General features: G+C 54.1%; 17 protein-coding genes, 1 tRNA gene and 1 other RNA gene. 13 read left to right on the plus strand and 6 right to left on the minus strand.

The window, feature by feature from the left end; all coding sequences use genetic code 11:
* The first annotated feature begins 8 nt into the window (after window positions 1-8).
* Window positions 9-1,892, plus strand: coding sequence for a hypothetical protein (locus tag G6R38_RS08345; protein WP_166822749.1), 1,884 nt, complete (start codon window positions 9-11; stop codon window positions 1,890-1,892).
* A 27-nt stretch (window positions 1,893-1,919) separates the two neighbouring features.
* On the opposite strand, the gene G6R38_RS08350 is transcribed toward G6R38_RS08345, so the two are convergent.
* Both G6R38_RS08350 and G6R38_RS08355 read right to left on the minus strand, forming a co-directional pair.
* Window positions 1,920-3,074: a serine hydrolase domain-containing protein gene (locus tag G6R38_RS08350; protein WP_166822753.1), complete on the minus strand. Its 1,155-nt coding sequence runs from the start codon at window positions 3,072-3,074 to the stop codon at window positions 1,920-1,922.
* Between the two features lie 42 nt (window positions 3,075-3,116).
* Window positions 3,117-4,319: a CPBP family intramembrane glutamic endopeptidase gene (locus G6R38_RS08355; protein WP_166822756.1), complete on the minus strand. Its 1,203-nt coding sequence runs from the start codon at window positions 4,317-4,319 to the stop codon at window positions 3,117-3,119.
* Window positions 4,320-4,563: 244 nt separating this feature from the next.
* On the opposite strand from G6R38_RS08355, the gene G6R38_RS08360 reads away from it, so the two are divergent.
* Window positions 4,564-6,129 carry a serine/threonine-protein kinase gene (locus G6R38_RS08360; protein WP_166822759.1) on the plus strand — a complete coding sequence of 522 codons (1,566 nt, stop codon included), beginning with the start codon at window positions 4,564-4,566 and terminating at the stop codon, window positions 6,127-6,129.
* A 32-nt stretch (window positions 6,130-6,161) separates the two neighbouring features.
* On the opposite strand, the gene nth is transcribed toward G6R38_RS08360, so the two are convergent.
* A complete protein-coding gene (gene nth, locus G6R38_RS08365) occupies window positions 6,162-6,905 on the minus strand; it encodes an endonuclease III (protein WP_166822762.1) in 744 nt (247 codons plus the stop codon).
* A gap of 185 nt (window positions 6,906-7,090) precedes the next feature.
* Between nth and G6R38_RS08370 the strand changes: the two genes are divergently transcribed.
* The gene (locus G6R38_RS08370; RefSeq protein ID WP_166822765.1) at window positions 7,091-7,498 is read left to right on the plus strand and encodes a DUF309 domain-containing protein; all 408 of its coding nucleotides are present in this window, start codon (window positions 7,091-7,093) and stop codon (window positions 7,496-7,498) included.
* Window positions 7,495-8,172 (plus strand): LON peptidase substrate-binding domain-containing protein, encoded by a 678-nt coding sequence (locus tag G6R38_RS08375; protein WP_166822768.1) that lies wholly within the window; start codon window positions 7,495-7,497, stop codon window positions 8,170-8,172. Before G6R38_RS08370 ends, G6R38_RS08375 begins: the two co-directional genes overlap by 4 nt.
* A 19-nt stretch (window positions 8,173-8,191) precedes the next feature.
* Here the strand turns inward: G6R38_RS08375 and G6R38_RS08380 are convergent, their stop codons facing one another.
* Entirely contained in the window at window positions 8,192-9,028 is an 837-nt protein-coding gene (locus G6R38_RS08380) for an alpha/beta fold hydrolase (protein WP_166822771.1), read from the minus strand.
* Window positions 9,029-9,716: 688 nt separating this feature from the next.
* On the opposite strand from G6R38_RS08380, the gene G6R38_RS08385 reads away from it, so the two are divergent.
* From G6R38_RS08385 to ssrA, 3 genes are all read left to right on the plus strand, one after another.
* Window positions 9,717-10,265, plus strand: a complete 549-nt coding sequence (locus G6R38_RS08385) for a thioredoxin family protein (protein WP_166822774.1) — start codon at window positions 9,717-9,719, stop codon at window positions 10,263-10,265.
* A 139-nt stretch (window positions 10,266-10,404) separates the two neighbouring features.
* A tRNA-His gene (locus G6R38_RS08390) sits at window positions 10,405-10,478 on the plus strand.
* Between the two features lie 153 nt (window positions 10,479-10,631).
* Window positions 10,632-10,989, plus strand: a transfer-messenger RNA (tmRNA) gene (gene ssrA / locus G6R38_RS08395).
* 649 nt (window positions 10,990-11,638) lie between these two features.
* Here the strand turns inward: ssrA and G6R38_RS08400 are convergent.
* Window positions 11,639-11,875 (minus strand): TspO/MBR family protein, encoded by a 237-nt coding sequence (locus G6R38_RS08400; RefSeq protein WP_166822777.1) that lies wholly within the window; start codon window positions 11,873-11,875, stop codon window positions 11,639-11,641.
* Between the two features lie 125 nt (window positions 11,876-12,000).
* Between G6R38_RS08400 and G6R38_RS28415 the strand changes: the two genes are divergently transcribed.
* The 3 genes from G6R38_RS28415 (at window position 12,001) to G6R38_RS08415 (ending at window position 17,818) form a co-directional block, all read left to right on the plus strand.
* Window positions 12,001-12,333, plus strand: a complete 333-nt coding sequence (locus G6R38_RS28415) for an ISAs1 family transposase (protein ID WP_166822780.1) — start codon at window positions 12,001-12,003, stop codon at window positions 12,331-12,333.
* A 394-nt stretch (window positions 12,334-12,727) separates the two neighbouring features.
* Window positions 12,728-16,237: a PVC-type heme-binding CxxCH protein gene (locus G6R38_RS08410; protein ID WP_166822783.1), complete on the plus strand. Its 3,510-nt coding sequence runs from the start codon at window positions 12,728-12,730 to the stop codon at window positions 16,235-16,237.
* A 63-nt stretch (window positions 16,238-16,300) separates the two neighbouring features.
* Window positions 16,301-17,818, plus strand: a complete 1,518-nt coding sequence (locus G6R38_RS08415; RefSeq protein WP_166822786.1) for a hypothetical protein — start codon at window positions 16,301-16,303, stop codon at window positions 17,816-17,818.
* A 31-nt stretch (window positions 17,819-17,849) separates the two neighbouring features.
* Here G6R38_RS08415 and G6R38_RS08420 read toward each other — a convergent pair whose 3' ends face one another.
* The gene (locus G6R38_RS08420; RefSeq protein WP_166822789.1) at window positions 17,850-18,662 is read right to left on the minus strand and encodes an SIR2 family NAD-dependent protein deacylase; all 813 of its coding nucleotides are present in this window, start codon (window positions 18,660-18,662) and stop codon (window positions 17,850-17,852) included.
* Between the two features lie 216 nt (window positions 18,663-18,878).
* Between G6R38_RS08420 and G6R38_RS08425 the strand changes: the two genes are divergently transcribed.
* From G6R38_RS08425 to G6R38_RS08435, 3 genes are all read left to right on the plus strand, one after another.
* Window positions 18,879-19,835, plus strand: coding sequence for a hydroxypyruvate isomerase family protein (locus G6R38_RS08425; protein WP_166822792.1), 957 nt, complete (start codon window positions 18,879-18,881; stop codon window positions 19,833-19,835).
* Window positions 19,836-20,041: 206 nt separating this feature from the next.
* A complete protein-coding gene (locus G6R38_RS08430; RefSeq protein ID WP_166822795.1) occupies window positions 20,042-20,374 on the plus strand; it encodes a four-helix bundle copper-binding protein in 333 nt (110 codons plus the stop codon).
* A 51-nt stretch (window positions 20,375-20,425) separates the two neighbouring features.
* On the plus strand, window positions 20,426-22,900 hold the full coding sequence (locus tag G6R38_RS08435) for a heavy metal translocating P-type ATPase (protein WP_240928119.1): 2,475 nt from the start codon (window positions 20,426-20,428) through the stop codon (window positions 22,898-22,900).
* The last annotated feature ends 65 nt before the right edge of the window (window positions 22,901-22,965 follow it).

Genomic DNA, 22,965 nt, shown 5'->3' on the forward strand with positions numbered 1-22,965 from the left:
TCTCTGTAATGTCATCGGATTTTTTGAAGTTTAGCCCGAAGATCACCGTGTTGCCGATCATTCATGGCAGCGGCGATTTTGCGATCGAAATTCGGCGGGTGATGTTGTCGCAATCGTTCGATTGCCTTGCGGTGCCGTTGCCGCCCTCGTTTCAAGCCGACGTGGAACGGGCAATTGCGTTCCTGCCGGGCATTACCGCCGTCATTCAGCCGGAACCGGGAGCGTTTGCATCCGACGATTGGACCCCGGACAGTGAAGACGACGACACCGATGACGAACCCAAGGCATGCAGCTATGTGCCCATTGATCCTTGCCAAGGAGTGATCGCAGCGTTGCGAATTGCCTTGCAGGAGCGAATGCATCGGGCGTTCATCGATTTGGAAACCGCCCAGTTTCGCCCGATCGAAGCGAGCCTGCCGGACCCGTACGCCGTCAAACAAACCGCTGCGGACAAATTTGCGGCCGCGTTGTTGCCGGCGATCCCACCTCTGCCAGCCGGGCAACCGGTCGACCGCATTCGGAAGATGGCCCAAAGACTGCATGAACTCGAAACGGAATATTCATCGATTCTGTTTGTTTGCTCAATCATGGATTGGCCATGGGTCAAGGACGCTTACACGGAACAAACAAAACCGTCGCGAGAAGACGATCTTGTTGAAGACACGCAAATCCTTACTTGCGATCCGCAAACGCTCACGTTTCTCCTCGGCGAATTGCCCTACGTAACGGGGCTCTATGAACGGGCCCGATTCGAATTGGAGAACGATGAAAACCTATCCATCGACGGCATCAAGGAAATGGTGCTCGCTGGTCGGGATCGGTATCAGACGGAACTCGGACAACGCGCACGAAAGATTTCTCCGAAGCTGCTGGGAACCTACTTCCAGTACGTCCGAAATTTGGCGCTCGTCGAACGACGAATGACGCCCGACTTGTATACGCTCATCGTGGCGGCACAGCAAATTGGTGGAGATCAATTCGCGATTCATCTGATGGAAACCGCCTACGATTATCCCTATTTGGACTTAATGCCGTTTCCAACTTTCAAGATGGGTACCGATCGGGCTCAACTTCCTGATGGCGACTTGGTCGACATGAAAAACCGGTTGCCGGGACAGGCGCGGCACTGGCGAAGTTGCCAAATCAATCCGCTTCCCCCTAAGCCGCAACAGCAAGAATGGAAGATGGGGTGGAATCCCTTTGGTCAATGCAGTTGGCCATCCGAAGACGTGGCGATCGAGAAGTTCCGCACGCACATCAAAGATGCGGCACTCGCGATCATGGGGAATGACTTGGCCCGCACGGAGAAATTTTCGGCCAGCATGAAAGATGGTCTCGATATCCGCGAGACGCTCCGAAATTGGCACACCGGCGATTTGTTCGTCAAAGTGCTGCCACCGGCGAAGGGAAGTCTGGACTGCGTGATCATGCTGTTCGATTCCCCCGCCGATCCGCGAGATTACCCCTGGCGAATTACCTGGCATGCTGAACATCACGACGAATCGACGTTGGCGTTGTTCGCGTCGAATTTCCACGAGGAGATGGTTGGCCCCGGCATCGCACTCGCAACTTACGGTGGCGCGATGTTCTTATTCCCGCCCCGTCCTATTGAAGACGTATGGCAAGATCGCCAGTTCAACTTTGCCGATACGCTAGAAGAACGACTGATTGCCGCCGGATGTTTCCACTCGACTTACAAGCATGTGGCGATTCTGAGTTACCAAGCTCCGGGAGCCGGTTGGCGACGACTGGCGAAGCAGTACGGTCGCAAACTCGTTCACATCCCGCTGGGGCGATTCAGTCAGGAGATGATCCAACAACTCCGCATGTTCCACGTCCTCAACGGCAAACACGTCCGGAGCTACGCCGCCCACTTCATCCGCAAAGCGTGAGTGTCCGAAGAAACGACAACTTCAACGTTACGGTGATTTCGAACGAACCCCGTCGGCGGCGATGGTACCGATTTCGCCGGCGATTCGGTTGACGGAACCTTTGCCGTTGGGGTGCACGCGGTTGCTGAGAAAGATGACGTAGAGGTCCAAGCCGGGATCGATCCAGATGGCGGTTCCGGTAAAGCCGCCGTGCCCGAAGGCTTTGTCCGTCATCGTCGCTCCGCGATTCGACGAGTACGGCGATTTTTTGTCCCATCCCAAACCGCGAACACCGCGACTGACCCGGTATGCATCCGTCATTAGTTCAAATGTTTTCGGACTAAGGATCGGTTTGCCGTCGTCGAGAAACGCGGTGGCGAATTTGGCCAAGTCTGCCGCTGTTGAGAACAATCCCGCATGTCCGGCGACGCCACCAAGTTCGTAGGCGCGGGGATCATGCACTTCGCCCTGCATCCATTTTCCATCGCGTTGTTGCGTGACGGCTGCTCGTTCTTGGAGTGGTTTCGCGGGGAGGTATCCCGTTTCCATCATGTCGAGTGGCTCGAAAATGTGCCGCTGCGTGTAATCCTTCAGCGACTCCCCTGAGACCGTCTCGACGATTCGTCCCAACACCAAGAAGCCGACGTCGGAATACATAAACTTCGTACGTGGTTCGGCAGACAACTTCAGGGCATTGATGCGTCGGAATGCTTCTTCCGGGCCGTCTTGGTAGTCACGCAGATGGTTATCCGGAATCAAGCCGCCTTGGTGCACGAGCAAATCGCGGACGGTGATTTTGTCTTTGCCATTGGCGGCGAAGTCCGGAAGATATTCCACAACCCGGGCATCCAACTCGACCTTGCCTTGCTCGATCAACTGCATGATGCTTGTCGCGGTTGCGATCGGTTTGGTCAGCGATGCCAAGTCGAACACGGTATCGGTTGTCATTGGATGACGGTTCGGTTGGACTTGCCGATCTCCGTATGCTTTGAGAAACGCGATGCCTTCACTGCTACCAATTAGCACCACGCAACCGGGCATCCGCTTCTTCTGGAGTCCCTCCATGACGGCTGCATCGATTTCGGTTTGGCGTTCCGTCGAGAGCCCCAGCGACCCCGCTTCGATTCGCGGCAACTCGTCCGCGTGCACGGTCAGAAATCCACAACAACACAAACCCAAAGTGAGTAGGACTCGCTGACTCATCTATTTGCTGCTCCATTGGAAGTAGGAATCCGCTTCGGCCCGTTACACGGTAGGGGCTGTTAGAATCATACTCGCAAAGAATGCAACGAGCGAGACAACCGCAGCGAAAACTAATCCCGGTGGTGACGTCCGATGCTCCGCGTAATGGGGAATCGATTCGTCGGGCGGTTCGACGGTCGGATACGGCGTGACAATCGGTTCGCCGGTATCTGCGTGTCGGTATTCCAACCGCGTCTTCCACAGCAGCATTGTCCATAGAACGATGGTGATGAAAGCGGTCAGCACACTGATCCAACTCAATGGAGACGCTTCATTCATCACCTCGCCTGCATCCGCATCGGGTTGGTTGGCCATCACCGCGGTCACCATCAAGACCGGCAAGCTGTTGTTGAGAAAGTGAATCAGCACGGGAGCCCAGAAACTCCGTGTCGCCAAGTACGCGACGTGCATCACCACGCCGATCGTCAACACGCCCGCCGCTTGAGCCGGTTCGAGATGCACAACGGCAAACAACACTGACGTCACCGCGATGCCCCCAACCAATCCGAATCTCGCCAACATACCTCGACTAATAACGCCGCGAAACACGATTTCTTCGCCGATTGCCGGAGTCACGGCCAAGATGAATAGCAGTGTTCCAAACGACCCTGCTTCCGTCATTTTGCCGACGACTTCGAGGATGGGAACTTCGGATTGTTGTCCCGCTTCGTTGGTTGGGTACAAGACGTCGGCCACTTGTTGCGCGACGAATCCGTCAAACAACGCCATCGGCAGGAGCAACGCCAGGATCATGCCAATGTGTCGTCCGGTGGGAATCCGGAGAGGCATTTGTCGTGGCAACTCGCGACCATAAACCAAACTGGCCGCGATGAGTGCGAACAATAGAAACGTGCCCTGCGTCACCGTCAGGATACCGATGAATGCAGAACCAGGGAGCTTGGAAATATCAATTTCTTCGCGATTGACGACGGCTTCGAGCAACTCCGGCGCGAAAATCATCGCCCCGATGGCGCCGCCGATGACTTGTGCCAAGCCAATCCCGATCATCCAAAGAATCGCCACGCCGAGATTCGGCCCAGGCCGCTTCCACGTTTGATGACTCTCAAAGACATCCGGTGCGTCAATGAGATCGGCTTCGGTCAAAATGATGGGTTCAGTATCGGAGGGCGGTGTCGAATGGTCGTTTGCTATTGATTGGTCGTCCGATTGGGAATTTGAGGAGTTCGGTGGCAGCGATTCGGTCATGAAGTTCTCACGTGACGCGGGGCGACTCGAACAAATAGAATAGACGTTTGGAGGAATCCCCCTGGCCGGTTACACTGGAGGAAACCCTGACAGACCTGACACAGGCACTCACGAACACGTCATTTTGTGAAAAGCATGTTTCAAATGCTGTCAAAACTCTAGTCCTGGAACACCGTCCGGTCAATCGCCATTCCACTGGCATCGGTGGGGACGGTATGGAGTCAGCTGGTTTGGGGAATGTTGGATGGATGACGATCGCGGTTCCAATCAACCAGAAAAGCCTATGCAGTCACCACGCGTACTGTACTGTGCAGGTTGCAACGAGCGTTTCCGCAATCTGACGAAATCCAGTGTATGTCCCCGTTGCGGGGCCGCCGCGCGAACCGCTCCCGACATGGCGTTTGCCGAAACGATGGTCATTCGCGACCTTTCGTCCTCGTTCGATCAGTCGTCCGGACTCCGCGAAGAGGATGAAAATCGAACGTGCCAAAGTACCTCCGACACAGATCACAACCAACATGACGACACCGACAATGCTCCCGCCAAGAAGTTGCCGAAAAGCGACGATTGTCACGAGTTGGATGAGCTGATCGGGCAGTCACTGCACGTTTATGAGATTCAAGGGCTGCTTGGCAGCGGTGGTATGGGCCGTGTGTATTTGGCCAAGCATCGTGATTTGCATCGACAGTGTGCCTTGAAGATCCTCTGCCCGGAAGCGGCGGAAGAGGATGTGGATTTCACGCAGCGATTCATGCTCGAAGGCCGAGCGGCTGCTTCGCTGATCCACCCGAACATCGTCACTGTGCATGCCATTGGAGCCGTCGATGGCTTAAATTTCTTGGAAATGGAGTTCATCCCCGGACAATCGCTGCAACGCGTCTTGGACGACCAAGGCCGATTACCACCACTGCGTGCCACCGTTCTGATGGCCCACATTGCCGAGGGATTGGCCGCGGCACATCGAGACGGAATTGTGCACCGGGACTTAAAGCCCGATAACGTCCTGATGACCAATCGTGGAATGCCCAAATTGGCTGATTTCGGTTTGGCCAAACGGATTCTTTCCAACGATGGCATTCCCGCCGAGCAACTTGCCGGCACTCCATATTTCATGGCACCGGAGTTGTTTCACGGCGGTCCGGCGACGGTCGTCTCGGACGTGTACGCACTCGGCGTCACGTATTATCTTTTGTTGACCGGGCGTCTGCCGTTTGTAGCGGGGTCGCTCAACGAATTGATGCATTTGGTCGATCACGAGCCAATCCCAACCGTTCGCAGCGATCTGCCGGACATCGCCATGGAAATGGTCGAGTGTCTGTCTCTGTTGATGGAGAAGTCACCCACCAACCGACCACGCGATGCCATGGAAGCCGCGTTGTTGTTTCAAGCGGTTTGCGGGCAGGTCCGAGATATCGAGACGCTATTGAACCATGCGTTCGTCAACCGGCGAGACGTCACCTGGAAACGAAACGGCATGGTCTACGAAGTTTGTATTGAACTTCCCGACAGTCGGAAGCAAACCGTCCATATTGAGAACAGCCAGCACAAGGCCTCGCAACGACTCCTGCTGATTTACAGCCTGTGTTGCCGAGCCGATGCGGCGTATTACGAAAGCGCTTTGCGTTTGAATGGCGAGATGGCTCACGGGGGCGTGGCCATTCGTGAGGTCGATGGTGAAGCGATGTTTTGTGTGGTCGATACGTATCCTCGTGGCACCGTCGAACCGGAGGACATCCGTCTTAGCGTGCTCGAAGTTGCCCGGCGAGCGGATGCCGTCGAGCATCTCCTCACCGGCAACGATGTGTACTGACCAGAAACATTCGCGCTACCGGTTCCGATGCTTCACGCTGATTCGTCGATATCCGGCAATCCGACCCGTGGGCAATCGCTCAAGAGTGGGCATTCCAAGCACATCGCTTTGCGAGCTTTGCAGATTTGTCGCCCGTGATGGATCGCGCGGTGGGAATACATGATCCAATCCGATTCCGGCAGAACGGCCATTAAGTCGCGTTCGATGATCTCGGGATTCTGGCTAGCGGTCAGACCGAACCGATTGCTCAACCGTTTGACATGCGTATCCACCACAACGCCGGTGGGAAGACCAAACGCGGTTCCCAAGACCACATTCGCGGTTTTGCGACCGACACCGGGCAGCGAAATCATTTCGTCGAGCGTTCGAGGCAACTCACTGTCGAATTCGTGGACGAGCTTATTCGCCATGCCCAACAGGTTCTGAGCCTTGTTGCGGAAGAATCCGAGAGATTTGATGATCGACTCGATCTCCTCCTGCGTCGCCTTGGACATCGCTTCCGGCGTGGGGTATTCCTCGAACAAACTCGGCGTGACAGAATTCACACGTTCATCGGTGCACTGTGCCGAAAGGATCGTCGCAACCAGTAACTGAAACGGCGTTTCATGCAACAAGGCGCATTCCGCTTCGGGATACGTTTTCTTGAGCCCTTTGTAGAGCCGCTTCGCTCGGGCTTGGCGGTCTTCGAGACTCTCGATCGGGGCGACCGTCGTCTTGGTTTTCTTCGCGGACGATCGGCTTTTCGTCGTCTTTTTCTTTACTTGTTTCTTGGCCATGTGAGGTTTGGGTCACCTGTTCCGCATCGATTGGTCGTTGGTTTTGTGCGTCGAGAATCTTGGTGTCGAGTTGAGAATCCGTCTCGCCATTGTGGACGAGGCGACTAGGATTTCAATAATCGGGGCCATCACCATTCATCATCGGAGTCCAACCTGGGTTTCCTGGCAGTACGTGTAGGCCCCACATGATACCGAATGCACCGGAACAATATCTTCACGGAATTCGACTGTTCAATGCCGAGGAGTTTTTTGAATGCCATGATGTGCTGGAAGAACTCTGGACAGACATTGTTGGTCCGGAACGTGACTTCTATCAAGGACTGATCCAAGCCGCTGTGGCTTTATTTCATTTGACCGAAGGCAACTGGGGTGGAGCACGACGACTCTCGCGATCTTGCTTGCGATATCTCACTCCCTATCGACCGGCGTATCTGGGATTGGACTTAGACCGATTCTTCACCGACTTCGAGGCTTGTTTCGCGGAACTCAACTCCGCTGGCCCCGACTGGCCAACCGATCTCGAATGCCGAGCCGAACTGATCCCCGAACTCCATGAGTTGCCGGACCCAAATCAACCATCGGACATACGATGAGCATACCTGATGACATCTCGCACTACTTAGACGGATTCGACGGAGTTGCTCCGTTGTTTCCGTTGCCGGGAGCGGTTTTGTTTCCGAACTTGTTGCTTCCGCTGCATATGTTTGAACCGCGTTATCGCCAGATGACCGCCGACGCAGTCGCTGGCGAAGGATTCCTCACCCTCGCAACTTTGCAACCTGGCTACGAATCTCTGTACGAAACCAAACACGCCCCAATCTTTCCGAATGTGTGTTTGGGGCGGATTTTGAACGAGGAACGACTCCCGGACGGTCGGTATTTTCTCGTGTTGCAGGGCTTGTCGCGGGCGATTGTCGAGGAGGAAATCGAAACCGCACACCCGTACCGCATGGGGCGACTGAAACTTCTGACCGACGAGGTTCCCGACGACGGGGAATTCAATGTCACCGCTTATCGCGAACAGTTCGGTCGGGCCTTACAACGGGTTCCCCCGTCGCGCATTTCGATGGAAATGCGCGACGAGATTCTCAATTCTCAGTTGCCCATTGGCACACTGTGTGATTTGACGGCCCACGTTCTGAATCTTCCAACTCCGTCACTTCGGGAAGTCTCCGAGACCCTGAATGTGCAAGCTCGCAGCGAATTGGTGTTGAGACATCTTGTGGAAGCCGGTCGGGAATTCCCGCCTCCATTCAGCGTGAATTAAACTACGAACGACGAACCGTTCAATCCGCAACGACTCGAAGTGCCTTCGCGGGAACGGCGTATTTTGTCATCGCATTCATCAGAAATTGATTGATTTCCACCGGATGCGTCAACGGCAACACATGACCGCCATTCGGAATGACGATGTCCGGAGTCGAGAGTCGCGACTCCAACACGCGGTCGGCGTCTCCGTGGATTTGCTCAATCGGAAATTGGAAAGTGTCCGGTTTGGGTTTCCACCGCAGTGTGGCGATGCTCGCCCAGCGAAGAAAACGCCCCTGTTCATTGGCAATGTGAACTAACGGACTTTCTTGGATCGTGTTCTTCCGAAACGGCCGACTCACAGCAACCCCGACCCGAATCCCCCATCCCGCCAGGTTTTCGCAAGTCCCCGGTATCGTGGTGACTAGCGGAACCAACCAGCGGTATCGCCAGGGGAGTTCCTTCCGAGAACGCACCGTGGAAATCAACAGGCAGGCCCGTGTCTCAAGATGGCGAGCCACTTCCAACGCCACCATGCCTCCAAACGAAGCTCCGCCCACAATGCACGGCCGACCGGGATCAATCGCTTCCGCCATGCGACGCGCGTAATCCGACAGCGATTCTTTGTAATTCGGCTCAATCCACTCCGGCACAATGAGATCCGGAATTGCGAACCGTTGTGCCTGGAACATCCGCTGACTCGCCCCCATTCCGGGGAACATGATCAACGCGGGTGATTCCATCGGCCCCTGCGGCCGTGGTTTGGTTGTGTGTTGGACTGGAACATCGGCGTTGTCGCCATTCCAAATCTTGAGACTCATGCTGGAGGATGCAACTCCAGCACCGTTCGCCTCAGGCTTGACGTCGTTCTGCATGCAAGATGTCTTTCCCCGCCAGACATAATGCGAAATGTAAGTTCACCCGGTCGCCGATCGTGTGATTGAACTCGGCTCGTCAGAAGTCGACGTCCAAGTCGCTCAAGCGATGACCACTGGGGTTGGAGCGGTTTACAATTTCGTGTCAGGTGTTTGGTCTCGCGACGGTCGACGAGCATCCGGGGATAACCCCGTTTCGAATGCCGACGACCATGGCATGGTCTAACTCAACTCGGTACTGATCTGGAAGACCCACTTTCCCTACCAATACTGAGATCAACGGAATTGCGGACAATCGTGCCATCGCGATTGTCTTGAAAACGCGACACCGTTCGACCCACCAAGCATCTTGGTCGGCGTTGGCCCAGCACGGAATCTGAAAATTTGGGAGTCCGCTCAGACAAGAAGTATAACACTTAGCGCACCTAAAACGATGTTTAATGGTCAAATTTCGGCAGTTCGAAAAAGAATCCGATTCGGTGAGTTCCCCATCGGAACAAAGCGAAAAGCCGATGACGCAATGCCAATCGAACCGAAATAGTGGTAGAGACCACGCCATTTTTCGACGCGGGCAAGAGTGCTGGTACAGAAAATGCGTTTCGCTCAAATGATTCCACGCGACGCCTGGAATCCCGTCTGGAGAGAATTTTCAATTCTGTGAGCTGCAACACGAATCTCGACCGGTGAAATGGTCGATCTATCCAAAGAACACGCGACCGGTAAATTCTGGAAAGTCGATATTATGCAAATGACCGCCGCCAATCGCTATTTTCTCGTCACCATGGCTGGCCTGGCCCTTCTGTGGAGTCAGTCTTGTGACGCCGCCCCGCCGCAAACCGCTCAGAACATCAAACCGATCGTCTGGCAAACGAACCTAAAGTCCGCCCTGGCCCAGTCGGAGCAGACAAAACGGCCCATGCTTCTGAAATTCACTGCGTCGTGGTGTGGTTATTGTCATAAGTTGAAGAAAGTCGCGTTCAGCGACCCCCGAATCATTCAACAAGTTCAATCGCACTTCGTACCCGTTCTAGTGGACGCCGACAAGAACCCCCAATTAATGGAAGCTCTTGAGGTCGAAGGACTTCCAACAATGGTGGTCGTCTCCTCGGACCTGGAAGTCATCACGAAAATTGTCGGCTATCAAACGCCGGACCAGCTTTCGACAAAGTTCCAGAAGGTCATCGCCGATCGCGTCGGCAAGATTCGATTGACCGGAAATCCATCCAACCGTAACTAATAGGTTCGGTCAATTCGAGTCGATTGAACGAGTGAAAGAATCTTTCACCGGCCGTCAGCAAATTTCTCCGAGGAAACCACGTTTCGAACTGTTGCAAAGGGGCTCGATCAAAGTTATCCTCAGACTTTGCGGCTAAACGGTGGCTGTAGCTCAGTTGGTTAGAGCGCCAGATTGTGGTTCTGGATGTCGGGGGTTCGAATCCCCTCAGCCACCCTTCTTTTCCACAAAGTCAATTCTATCAACAGCTTCGAACAAGCTGTATCTCTTTGTGTGGTCCCCGAATCGGGTCGTTTTGTTAAAAAGCAACTTTTGATTCAACATTTCGGGCCTTTCATTCGTAAGAAGTAGTAGAACGACGAAACAACCGGGGGCGATCGGCTTCGACTGGTTCTCCGTAGGTTGAGGTGGCGTGTCGTGGTTGATCAGTTGGCCACGTAAAAAGCTGATCACAATTCATCTGCCGAAAAGCAGTATGCTCTGGCTGCCTAGAAATAGGTAAGTCCTGACTGCGGAATCCCCGCCTGAGGAGTCCAAAAGTCAGTCGCAAAATCATGGCTGGCGACGGGTCACGTTTCTACGCCTGTCGTAAGACCTCGTTGAAACTCGCTGCAATTTGGCTTGGTTTGCTGAACCAACTGCAGTTAGATTAATCAGCAAACTACACACGTAGAGGCCGAAACCAAGGGCTCACAGGACGCGGGTTCAATTCCCGCCGCCTCCACTCAATAGGCACCTGACTTTTTCAGTCAAGTGCCTATTTTTATTGGAAACCAAGCGTTTTTAGACCGGGGGCGGGAGGCGACGGTCGCTGGAAACCTTTCAGATTTCCGAAAAATGTTCTTATAACGGCCCGAATTGCATACATGATGTTCGTATGAATGCCTGTGTCGTGTGTGCAAATGGTGGCACTGTCCCGGCAGAAATGGAAGCCAGACTCCCGCGGATACTACACCTGGCAACTCGGGTGGGAACGCAGCAAATCCGGCAAACTCCAACAGCATAAGTTCATCCTCGGGATGGATCGCAAGGATGCCGAAAGGCGGGAGAGAAAACTGCGGGAGCTGTGGGACAGTTTCTGCAACTCATGCGAAGACGAGCGTTCTCTCGGGCCTGAGGATCTTCTGATCATCGCCAAACGCATCGCGAAAGGAACACCTGAGATCCCGATACCCCGCGGGCCCAGTGAGAAGCAGCATCAGTATGCGTCTCGGATTCAGCGGATGCAGGCGAAGTATCCGGTCATTCTGCTTCTTCCTGAAGTTCAACACGCATACGAAGTTGGCCAGGCCGCACTAGAGCTTTTCGAGGCAATCCCCCATGACCCAGTGTCCACCCGCGACTTTCGACATCTGAAAGAACGCTGCAATCGCCAGTCACAGGATCACGATCTCGGCGAACGCCCAGCCGGGTTGATGCATCCGGAGAAAAATCCAGGACCAAGCGACGGTCAAGCCCAGTTGTATTGCGAACAAGGTGAGCGAAGTGGCCGCTGCCTTGAATCCTCTCGGCTTCCACACTAACCAGGCCGCGACAGCCATCATGATGTAGAGCGTTGCCCAAACCGCGCCAAAAATGTAATCGGGCGGAGTCCTCGACGGCTCCAAGGCCATCGGTTAAACGACGATTGCCTGTATGCCCTTGCCTCGGCCGTTGCGAAGAACATGGTCAACGATGGGAATGATGTAAGAGAGACTCTTTCCCGAGTCGTTGGCGGGGTTTGAAGGCCATCGATTTGGTGACACGGTTCTGCGTTCACGACGGTCAAGAAACCACAGAAGAACGATACTTCATCAGCAGTTTGCCGATAGGCGTGAAGCGGTTCGCTCGTGCCGTTCGCGCTCATTGGGGCATCGAAAACAGCTGCCATTGGAGCTTGGATGTAACCTACCGCGAGGACGACTCCCGATTCCACGCGAAACACCTGCGAGAGCACTTTGCTTGGTTGAGGTGGTTCACATTGTCGTTGTTAAAGCAGCATCCCGCCAAGCTCAGCCTCTCCATGAAACGCCCAAGCTGCGGCTGGAGCAACGACTTCATAATGCAAGTCCTAGTAACATCAACCACTTAGTACGCGCTGGTCCTAGACCAAACCCCGATCGAACTAGCGCTACTTTTATCAAGCACGACATAGACTCGCTCACATGAGTATCGATTTCGTGTCTGATTTTTGTTGTCGCTAGTGGATGGAAGTCGTGACCCGACCGCCCGCAAATGCGAGGTCTTGCTCATACCATACAGTGCTGATTCGTTGGTTCGTTGTCAACTTCGCGGCAATGTTAATCGAGGCCGTGTTCACTGCGGTTTCGAATCAATAAACACATCAGCGTATTCGTGGTTCTTTATGTGGTCGGGCTAAGCGGCTTGGGATAGCAGGGCCCGTTCCCTCACATCGTTCGCATTCTATCGGTAAACAGACTATATAGTATTTTACCGGTCATATTCCTCTTTCGTTGAGATACCAAATGCAGCTCCGATATTCGAGTTCTCTCCTCCGACTGCTGAGGGGGCAGTTTGCGTTGACGGCTTTCCTGTTAGCCGCCGTTTTCTCGTTGAATTCAAGGTCCGAAGTCCGAGCGGATGTTCCCTTCGAGTTCAAGCAAAACGACGTAGTCGCCATTTATGGCAACGGTTTGGCCGACCGGATGCAACACGATCCCTGGGTCGAGACCGTATTGCAGGCTAAGCTCAAGGGGAAAAATGTTCGATTCCGGAACATGAGTTTCTCTGGTGATATTGTCAATCAACGTCCGCGAAACAAAGGCTTCACTAACGACACTGAGTACCTGCAGCACGTTGCACCCACGGTTGTGTGGATCATGTATGGCTACAACGAGTCGCATGCTGGTCCATCGGGGGCGTCGGCTTACAAGGATGAACTGGTCAAGCTCGTCGAGAAATATCGTGCGCTTCGCAAAGAGAAGGGTGTTGATGCTCGGTTTGTGTTATTTAGCCCGATTGCGTACGAAAACACGCACAACCCTCACTTGCCTGATGGACGTACGCTCAATGCGAATCTCAAAGCCTACACACAAGCCACGAAGAATGCCGCCGACGCCGTCGATGCGACCTTCGTTGATCTGTATACACCCACGTTGAAGTTGTACGAAAAAGTCGACAGTCAACTGACACTGAACGGCATTCACTTGAACGCCAAAGGCTATCGCGAACTAGCGGACGTCATTGCTAAAAAGTTGATCGGAGAGACGGTTGCGAAGGATGCTTCACTCTCGCTGATTTACGACGCGGTCGCGGATAAGAACTGGCATTGGCACAATCGGTATCGGGCTACAGACGGAAACGATATTTGGGGCTCGCGTTCAACTCTCAGTTTTGTCGATGGCCAGACGAACGCCGATGTGTTGGTTCATGAATTGAAAATGCTAGACACGATGTCCGCAAATCGGGACCTCGTGATTTGGGCCGCTGCGGCTGGAAAATCAATCAAGCCGGATGATACGAATGTTCCTGCACCGGTGGCTGTCAAGACTAATGTTGGAGGCGGTAGTCGTAGTTCCAGCGCTGCGAAGGAAGGTAGTCCAGACTACCTCAGTCCCGAGGAGAGCCTAAAGAAAATCAAAGTGCCTGATGGGTTTGAGTTGAACATTTTTGCATCGGAAGAGATGTTTCCCGACCTTGCAAATCCTGTCCAATTGCAAGTGGACAGTAAAGGCCGACTATGGGCAGCAAGTTGGAACTCTTATCCGAAATGGCAACCGGGCGATGAACTCAAAGATAGTCTCATGATCTTTGAAGACACCGACCGCGATGGTGTTGCCGATAAACGGAAGATCTTTGCCCACGTTCACAACCCGCTCGGTTTTGAGTTTTGGGGTGGTGGTGTGCTGGTGACATCGGGGCCTGATTTGTTGTTCCTAAAGGACACTGATGGCGACGACAAGGCCGACGTTCGCTATCCAATTCTGCAAGGGCTTGGGACGTCGGACACGCACCATGCTGCCAACAATTTGATCTATGGCCCTGATGGTGGGATTTACTGGCAGAGCGGGATTTTCTTGGTCCATAACCATGAAACACCGTGGAAGCAGAATCTGCATACCGGTGGGTCGGGTATGTATCGATTCGATCCACGGACGTTTGCAATCACGCCCGTCGCAGCCAACAGCCCGAACCCCCATGGGATTAGTTTTGACCGCTGGGGGTATCTCTACGCGAATGATGGAACGGGCGGGCGGTCATACCAAGTTCGCCCCAAAGGGAATGGCTTCCAAATGCATTCCCTCTTGGAAAAAGAGTTCCGACCAGTCCCGGCAAATGCCATTCTTTCCTCAACACACTTTCCCAAGGACATGCAACAAGACTTCCTAATCCTCAATGTGATTGGGTTCCTTGGTGTCAAGCAGTATGACTTAGATCGAGGTGATGGTGGTAAACGTGAGTATGGTCACGTTTGGGGGACGCCAGTTCAAGAACTGCTCAGCGGAGAAGATCGCAACTTCCGTCCGAGTGATGCGATCGTCGGCGAGGATGGGGCTCTATACGTAGCCGATTGGCACAACGTGATCATCGGTCACATGCAACATAATATTCGCGATCCTAGTCGTGACCATAAACACGGTCGTATCTTGCGATTGACAGTGAAAGGTCGCCCACTGCAAGAACCTGTCGCCATCGACGGCGAACCGATTGAGCATTTGCTTGAGAATCTGAAACACCCTGTAGATGGCGTGCGGCAGCGGACGCGTATCGAGTTGAGTACGCGCGATTCAGACGCAGTGATCGCTGCGGCTCAGGCTTGGGCAAAAGACTTTGATCCCAATGACGAGACCGAAGCACACCATCTTTTGGAAGCACTTTGGCTGCATCAACAGCACAATGTCGTCAACCAAGAGTTGCTCGACAAGTTGTTGAACTCTGAAGTTCCGCACGCCGCGGTGGCTGCGAACACCGTTCAACACTTTTGGACAAAGTTCGATACCAAGTTGGCAACGGATTTCGCGGCTCCTCCGGAATTGCACGTGGTCAACTATCGTGTGCCCCGCCATTTGAAACGTAAGTTTCACAACTCCTATAAACGTGGAAGTCAGATCTTTCAGCGAGAATCGCACTGTGCGACCTGTCACCTCACTAGTGGCCAAGGCAATGGAGTTGTTTACCCGCCGTTGGTGGGTAGTCCGTGGGTAAACGGAAGCGAAGAGCGACTTATTAAACTCGCGTTGCACGGCATGTGGGGAAAAATGCAGGTTCGTGGAAAAGTCTATGATCCTGCTCGTGGTGTTCCTCCGATGACCGCATTCCGCGATCTGTTGAACGATAAAGACATGGCCGATGTGCTGACGTTCGTCCGCAACACTTGGGGGAACAAGGCGACGCCGATCGACGCAGCGACCGTTGCGAAGGTGCGGGCGGAGACCGCGAATCGGACTATCTTCTGGAAGCCCGAGGAGTTGACCAAACTTCATCCGCTTGAGCGGGAACTCATGGCGAAAGAGGATTTGACGGCTCCGGAAGTTGTCGATAACCGCGAATTGGAAAAGGAATTGCTCGCAGCCGCACCAGAGGACTTGGCCAACGAAGCTTGGGAGTCCGGAAACGCTCGGCGAGGCAAGCGGTTGTTTTACACATCGGCCGCCTCATGCTTTGCTTGTCACGATCCGCCAGGAAGTGCTCCGAAGTTAGGCCCTGATCTGACGAAGATCACAAAGCCGATGATGCCTGTTGGTTGGGTCAACGCCGTTCTGCATCCGTCGCAGAAAATCGACAAGGCTTTCGCTCAAGTCAACGTGCTCACGGTCGAAGGCAAAGTGATCACAGGAATTCGCATTTCGGAAGACGACAAAGGCATTGTCCTGCGAAACTTGGCTGCTCCGAAACCAATCACAATTCCGCGGGATTCGGTTGACGAAGTCTTTGAGTCAAAGACTTCGATGATGCCCAATGGGTTAGTCCGTTCTTTGAAGAGTCGTCGCGAGTTCAATGACCTGATGAAATACCTCATCAGTCTCAAGAAGTAATGATCGCTGTTTGAGATGACCAAGACTCGATGACCTAAAACCTGCGAAGGAGCATGCCGAACGATGAAGTTACTATCACTGACGCTAGTTGCAACGTTGCTCTACTGTGTACCTTCGCAGGCTGCTGACTGGACGATCGACACAGCGGAAGACTGGGCGAAGAATCTTCAGTCTGTCAAAGGTGCGATCGTTCAGGACGGTACGGTCTCGCCCAAGGCGGGAGCTGCCACCGTGACGACGAACGTTCGTGTCTCAGATGTGAAACGGTCAGCCAAGTCGTTAGTTCTCACTCAGTCGCCGATTTGGCAGAACTGGAATCCAATCGAGAACCTTGGTCCTAGCAATTTGGCTGATGCTCCGGTTCTACTAACAATCGGACCCGATAACTATTGGATGTTCGGTCGCTACAGTGGTCGAACAACGCGGCGAAAAAAAGGTCCGAAGCAAGCTGTCTCGCCGCCTTTCAAACCGCAGGCAGCGAAACTGGAAGGTTTTGATATCCCGCTTCAAACGACGCGGTTTCCAAATCAATACGATGCACCTGGTGGACTCAAGCCCGGCAGAGGCGGCTATCACGCTTGGCAGAGTCGCGATATGAAGAATTGGGTGCATCATGGCCCCGTCACGGAGAGTTTCTCAAAGTGGGTCACAAGTGCTGAGTGGGTCGACGGCAAGGCATTCATTTATTACGACTTCCCGAACGATCAAGACCCGCATGTTTACGTCGACGAAGATCTCTTTGATGGTGAGCCTGGAAAGAATATGGGGATTGCCGTCAAGGACCCATCGCACGGAAGTGATGCCGGGTTCATTCGAGATCTGCAAGGGAATATGCATGTCATTATTGAGGACTGGAGTCCAATCAATGCTAGCAAACGCTCTTGGGATTCCCCACTAGCCGGTCATGCAGTGAGTCCGAATGGGATCGACGGATTCAAGTTCAAAGAACCACCCGTCGACAATCGCACCAAGTCCACCGGCAAAATTGCCACTTATAAACATCCGCATTGGGCGAAGGAAGATCCAAAGAATTTCAAGACGAATATTGCAGAATACGAAGTGCATGAACCGGAACAGGAAGCCTATGGCGACTGGGCGGCAATTTGCATTGGGGGCCAGTACTACCTTTTTGGTGACTACGATCCGATTGGTGGCCACCAAATGAGCGTTGGCTGGTTTACCTCATCTTCCATTGACGAGCCATTTACGTGGTGTGACAAAATTGGCAACGGGCACCCCGATCCCGATATCGCATTTGCCGAAGGGCAGTTCTACTTGGCAACTCAACAGAAAACGGACTTCGTCAGTCCCGGACCATGGGTGGAAACGGTCGAAGCGCGGGTCGGAGTTGATACCGACAAGAATGGTCAAGTCAATGAGTGGACGAAATGGACGGAACTCAACGAGCATTACGACTACATACCAGGATTTTCAAAGCAGATTGCGAGAACGCCTGCGGAACTTGACCTTTCAAGTTTGCCCGCTGGGTATGGCTTTCAGATCCAACTGCGTCTCACAGACTCGACTGCCAATAAATCAAAGCCGATCATCGAAACGATGCGGTTGACGTTTGAGGACTGAAGCGACCTTGCACGTGGTGGCTAGTCACTACTTACCCAAATGCGCGTCTGACCAATTTGGGGAGTGTTTCACTGGCTTTACTTTTGAGCCAGACGTTGGCGTTTCTGCCGACGGTCGGGTCGATGACGAGCACTCTCGCCCCAGCGTCACGGGCCTGAAGTGGAAGCATGGCGGCGGGGTAAACCTCACCCGAGGTACCCACGCTGATGACAAGATCACACTCGCGACCGGCGGCTAGGGAATCGCTCCAATCTGGTTCACTGAGTTCGTCGCCAAACAGGACGAGCTTCGGGCGATACGCGTCGTTGGCGTCCATCCCAATGAGTGGTTCGATCGTTGTTAGCAACGCCTGCGTTTGTGAACCCTCTGCACGCACGGCATGGAGTTGCCGGACAATGCGTCTCAATTCTTCCCGGTCAATCAAACGCACGAATCGCCCACCAAGTGTGACGACTTCAAATAACGTGCCATGAATCTCTTTGACGACCGCGTTGCCGGCCAGACGGTGAAGTCCGTCGACATTTTGCGTGACCACAGTCACATCGCGATGTCGTTCCAACTCGGCGAGTGCCTTGTGCGCGGGGTTCGGCTGCGCTTCGGCGATCGGTTCAAGAACGGCCAATAGAAAGGCGGCCAATTCATCCGGTCGGGATTCCAACGTCTCGAGCAGCCCGTCCCAGGTGGCGAATCGTTCGGGCGGAAACTGTTCCCAGATTCCGGCGTCGTCACGGAACGTCGCGATCCCGCTTTCTGCGGATATTCCCGCTCCGGTGAATGCCACGATTCGCTTGGCGTACCGCAGCCATTCAACCGCCAACTCGAACTCGTCCGACGTTTCGCTCATATTATTGGCCCTTCGGCGATCCTATCCAATCACCGTACACGTATAGAGAACCCCTACCAAGTGTTTGCTGAGAGGGGGCGTTTGGTCAAGTGAGAATCGGCTACAGATGACGATGCAGCTTGCGTCCGGTAAGATAGACGCGAACGTCGATGCTGTGTTCACTGGCATTCGGTGTTCGCGATCAAAATTCCCACATCACTACACTTGAGGTTTCCGATGGCTGACCATCCCGACAACAAACTTTCCCGACGAGCAATCCTGACTCGAACAACCGGTGCCGCTTTGGCTGGTGCTTTCGCCACGCGGGCGTCCGCTGAGGACAAGAAAGCGTTGCAGGTTCGGCCGGATACCACCCTCATTGATGATTCGGGCTCATCCAAATTGAAAGGCCGTATTAAACAATCGGTCGTTCAGTGGTGTTTTTCCGAGCATTGGGACATGGAAAAAACCGCGCAGGTTGCGAAACAACTCGGCTGCCAAAGTGTCGAGTTGGTCGCGCCCGAGCATTGGCCGATGCTCAAGAAATACGGTTTGACCTGTGCGATTGCTTCTGTCGATATGTCTCCCGATCCGCCATTCGTCAAAGGCTTCAACAATCCGGAGCATTATCCGAAGCTGCTGAAAGCCACTCGCGATGCGATCGAAGCGGCTGCTGCCCATGGGGTTCCCAATGTGATTTGCTTCACGGGTATGGCGGAGGACATCTCGCGGGAGCAGGGGTTGAAAAACTGCGTCAGCGGTTTGAAGAAAGTCATCGGGTTGGCAGAGAAGAAGGGGATCACGCTGTGTCTGGAAATGCTCAACACCCGTGACGATTCGCATCCCATGAAAGGTCACCCCGGTTATCAAGGCGACGATATCGACTACTGTGCCGACATCTGCCGCGGGGTTGGTAGCGAACGGATGAAACTGCTCTTCGACATCTACCATGTGCAAATCATGAATGGCGATGTCATCCGACGAATCGAACAGCTGAAAAACCTCATCGGTCATGTCCACACGGCCGGCAATCCGGGGCGGAAGGAACTCGACGAGACCCAGGAAATCTATTATCCGCCGATCATGCAGAAGCTGATTGACATCGGATACGAAGGGTACGTTGGGCAAGAATTCATCCCCACCGGCGACCCGCTTGCAGGGCTGAAACAAGCTGTCGAATTGTGCGACGTGTAAAGACGCCAACGCGTTGAAAACTCGCTCCCGCCGGATGCGTTCACGCAATCGAACGCATCCGGTAGCGTTTTGTCTGAGCAGTTCTTGGCACTCAATACGGGGAAATGACCTGGTACTCTTAACTGCAATTCTCCCGTGGAAAGGCCAACTTCGTCCTCGTAGGATCGTTGAACACAACATCGGAACTCGAGAACGGAGGACCTACCATGAAGAACATCTCCGCGGAAATGCAGCAATGCATCGACAATTGCAACGAGTGCCATCAGACATGCTTAGCGATGTTGTCACGGCATTGTCTTGAAGAAGGCGGTGCGCATGTGGAGGCCGAACACGTTCGGCTGATGTTAGACTGCATTGAAATCTGCCGGACTTGCGCGGACTTTATGACTCGCGGTTCGCAGATGCACGCGCAAGTTTGCCAAGTGTGTTCGGACATTTGCAAAGCCTGCGCTGACAATTGCGAGACGGTCGGCGGCATGGACGAATGCGTCGCCGCTTGCCGAAAGTGCAGCGAATCCTGCGGTTCGTTGGGGGGATAGACCGGCCCCGAGGATGATTTCGAATCTTCTAGGCCAGAATTGGATGAACTCGTGCAACACGATCCGAATTTACGAATCGCGTCTGTGACCGAAACCGATCCCGTATGTGGGATGACGGTCGATCCGCAATCGGCGTTGGCCAGCGAACACAACGGCAACACTTACTATTTCTGTTGTGAACACTGTCAACGCAAGTTCGAGAGCGATCCCGAAGCAGTTTTGAATGCGGAGTCCGGAAACGAGTGTTGCCATGGATCGGACTCGATGAACGCAAAATCGCGGTCGTCGAAGCCCGGCGTTTATGTTTGTCCGATGTGTCCGGAGATCGAGGAAGACGAACCCGGTGATTGCCCGAAGTGCGGCATGGCCCTCGAACGGAGTGGTCCGTCAACGTCTTCGAAGACGATCTACACCTGTCCGATGCACCGGGAAATCGAACAGGACGAACCTGGCGATTGTCCGAAATGTGGCATGGCACTGGAACCGAAATCGGTGACAGTATCGATGGACGATCAAGACGACCCAGAATTGCGGGACATGTCTCGCCGGTTCTGGGTCGGTTTGGCTTTGGGGCTGCCGTTGTTTTTGATCGCAATGCTTCCGATGCTCGGAGTGCCGATCCACGATGTCATTTCGCCTCGGGCATCACAGTGGATTCAACTCGCCCTGGCCACTCCAATTGTCTTGTGGTGCGGTCTTCCGTTCTTTGTGCGGGGATGGAAGTCGCTAGTCAATCGGCATTGGAACATGTTCACGCTCATCGCGATCGGCGTAGCAGCGGCGTACGGTTACAGCGTGATCGCCGTGCTGTTTCCGCAGGTGTTTCCAACATCGTTTCAAGAGGAACACACCGGGCTAATCGGCGTGTACTTCGAAGCGGCGGCGATGATTGTCGTATTGGTTCTATTGGGGCAGGTGATGGAACTTCGCGCTCGCAAACGCACGGGCGGTGCGTTGCGTGAGCTGATGAACCTCACGCCGCCGACAGCCCACCTTGTTGAAAATGGTGAGGAACGCGATGTTTCAGTCGACGAAGTGCAAACGGGAAATTTGCTCCGAGTTCGGCCTGGTGAGAAAATTCCGGTCGATGGCACAATTACCGAAGGTGAGAGCAACGTCGATGAGTCCATGATTACCGGCGAGCCGATTCCGGTCGAGAAATCAGCGGGAGACAACGTCATCGGTGGAACCCTGAATGAAACGGGTTCGTTCTTGATGAAAGCCGAGCAGGTCGGTGGCGAAACCATGCTGGCTCGCATCATTCAAATGGTGGCCGATGCCCAGCGGAGTCGTGCACCGATCCAAAGGATCGCCGACAAAGCTGCCGGATATTTCGTGCCGTTCGTTGTCGGCGTGGCGATCGTCACGTTTTTCGTCTGGCTACTGATTGGTCCAGCACCCGCATTTACCTATGCGTTAGTGAACTCCGTCGCAGTTCTGATTGTGGCTTGTCCATGTGCATTGGGACTAGCCACGCCCATGTCGATTACCGTCGGTGTCGGGCGGGCGGCTCGCGAGGGGGTGTTGTTCAAAGACGCCGCAGCACTGGAAACGTTGCGAACGGTGGACACGCTCATCGTCGACAAGACAGGCACGCTGACCGAAGGCAAGCCGAGACTGACCGATGTGCAACCCGTTGGAAAGTGGACCGAATACGATGTGTTGAAGCTCGTCGCTGCTGTTGAAAGCCAGAGCGAACACCCGTTGGCGAGGGCTGTTGTCGACGGCGCAAAGGACCGCGATGTCAAATGGAGCGATGTCGCGGACTTCGATTCCATCACCGGGGGCGGTGTACGCGGGACCGTGGATGGTCAGCAAATTCTCATCGGAAAACCGAGCTTGCTGCAAGAGCAGGGCGTCTTCGGAGTTGAGGAACTCATCGAACAGGCGGACCAATGGCGAGACGAAGGCAAGACCGTTCTGTTTGCTGCCGTCGATGGGAAATCTTTGGCGTTGCTCGCGGTGGCCGATCCGATCAAGCCAAGCACCCAGGATGCCGTTCGCGAACTGCACCGGTTAGGGCTGAAGATCCGTATGCTGACCGGCGATCATGAGAAGACGGCACGCACGGTCGCCGATCAACTTGGAATCGACGATTTTGAAGCCGGTGTGAGTCCGGAAGAGAAACACGACCGCGTCGAGGCTCTTCGTAATGACGGTCATGTGGTCGCGATGGCGGGGGATGGCATCAACGATGCCCCCGCACTCGCCGCCGCCGACATTGGAATTGCGATGGGAACCGGAACGGATGTCGCAATCGAAACCGCAGGGGTCACCCTGGTGCAAGGCGACTTGCAAGACATTGTTCGTTCGATCCATCTCAGCCGCGCTGTCTTGCGGAACATCAAACAAAATCTGTTCTTCGCGTTCGCTTACAATTCGCTTGGCGTACCTATCGCAGCTGGTGTGCTGTATCCATTCACCGGTTGGTTACTCAGCCCCATGCTCGCAGCCGCTGCGATGAGTTTCAGTTCGGTTTCGGTGATCACGAACGCCCTGCGATTGCGACATACCGCAGATGTTTAAACCATGTGTCGGCCCTCGGTGGCCAAGAATTTTGTGACCATTGACAGCAAACAGCGATTGCCGGA

This window comes from Thalassoroseus pseudoceratinae (genome assembly GCF_011634775.1).
GTDB classification, from domain to species: Bacteria; Planctomycetota; Planctomycetia; order Planctomycetales; family Planctomycetaceae; genus Thalassoroseus; species Thalassoroseus pseudoceratinae.

Excerpts from the sequence above, each read along its gene's own strand:
- G6R38_RS08345 (WP_166822749.1), top strand. The coding sequence starts at position 9 with ATGTCATCGGATTTTTTGAAGTTTAGCCCGAAGATCACCGTGTTGCCG.
- G6R38_RS08350 (WP_166822753.1), bottom strand. The coding sequence starts at position 3,074 with ATGAGTCAGCGAGTCCTACTCACTTTGGGTTTGTGTTGTTGTGGATTT.
- G6R38_RS08355 (WP_166822756.1), bottom strand. The coding sequence starts at position 4,319 with ATGACCGAATCGCTGCCACCGAACTCCTCAAATTCCCAATCGGACGAC.
- G6R38_RS08360 (WP_166822759.1), top strand. The coding sequence starts at position 4,564 with ATGGATGACGATCGCGGTTCCAATCAACCAGAAAAGCCTATGCAGTCA.
- nth (WP_166822762.1), bottom strand. The coding sequence starts at position 6,905 with ATGGCCAAGAAACAAGTAAAGAAAAAGACGACGAAAAGCCGATCGTCC.
- G6R38_RS08370 (WP_166822765.1), top strand. The coding sequence starts at position 7,091 with ATGATACCGAATGCACCGGAACAATATCTTCACGGAATTCGACTGTTC.
- G6R38_RS08375 (WP_166822768.1), top strand. The coding sequence starts at position 7,495 with ATGAGCATACCTGATGACATCTCGCACTACTTAGACGGATTCGACGGA.
- G6R38_RS08380 (WP_166822771.1), bottom strand. The coding sequence starts at position 9,028 with ATGCAGAACGACGTCAAGCCTGAGGCGAACGGTGCTGGAGTTGCATCC.
- G6R38_RS08385 (WP_166822774.1), top strand. The coding sequence starts at position 9,717 with ATGGTCGATCTATCCAAAGAACACGCGACCGGTAAATTCTGGAAAGTC.
- G6R38_RS08400 (WP_166822777.1), bottom strand. The coding sequence starts at position 11,875 with ATGGCCTTGGAGCCGTCGAGGACTCCGCCCGATTACATTTTTGGCGCG.
- G6R38_RS08410 (WP_166822783.1), top strand. The coding sequence starts at position 12,728 with ATGCAGCTCCGATATTCGAGTTCTCTCCTCCGACTGCTGAGGGGGCAG.
- G6R38_RS08415 (WP_166822786.1), top strand. The coding sequence starts at position 16,301 with ATGAAGTTACTATCACTGACGCTAGTTGCAACGTTGCTCTACTGTGTA.
- G6R38_RS08420 (WP_166822789.1), bottom strand. The coding sequence starts at position 18,662 with ATGAGCGAAACGTCGGACGAGTTCGAGTTGGCGGTTGAATGGCTGCGG.
- G6R38_RS08425 (WP_166822792.1), top strand. The coding sequence starts at position 18,879 with ATGGCTGACCATCCCGACAACAAACTTTCCCGACGAGCAATCCTGACT.
- G6R38_RS08430 (WP_166822795.1), top strand. The coding sequence starts at position 20,042 with ATGAAGAACATCTCCGCGGAAATGCAGCAATGCATCGACAATTGCAAC.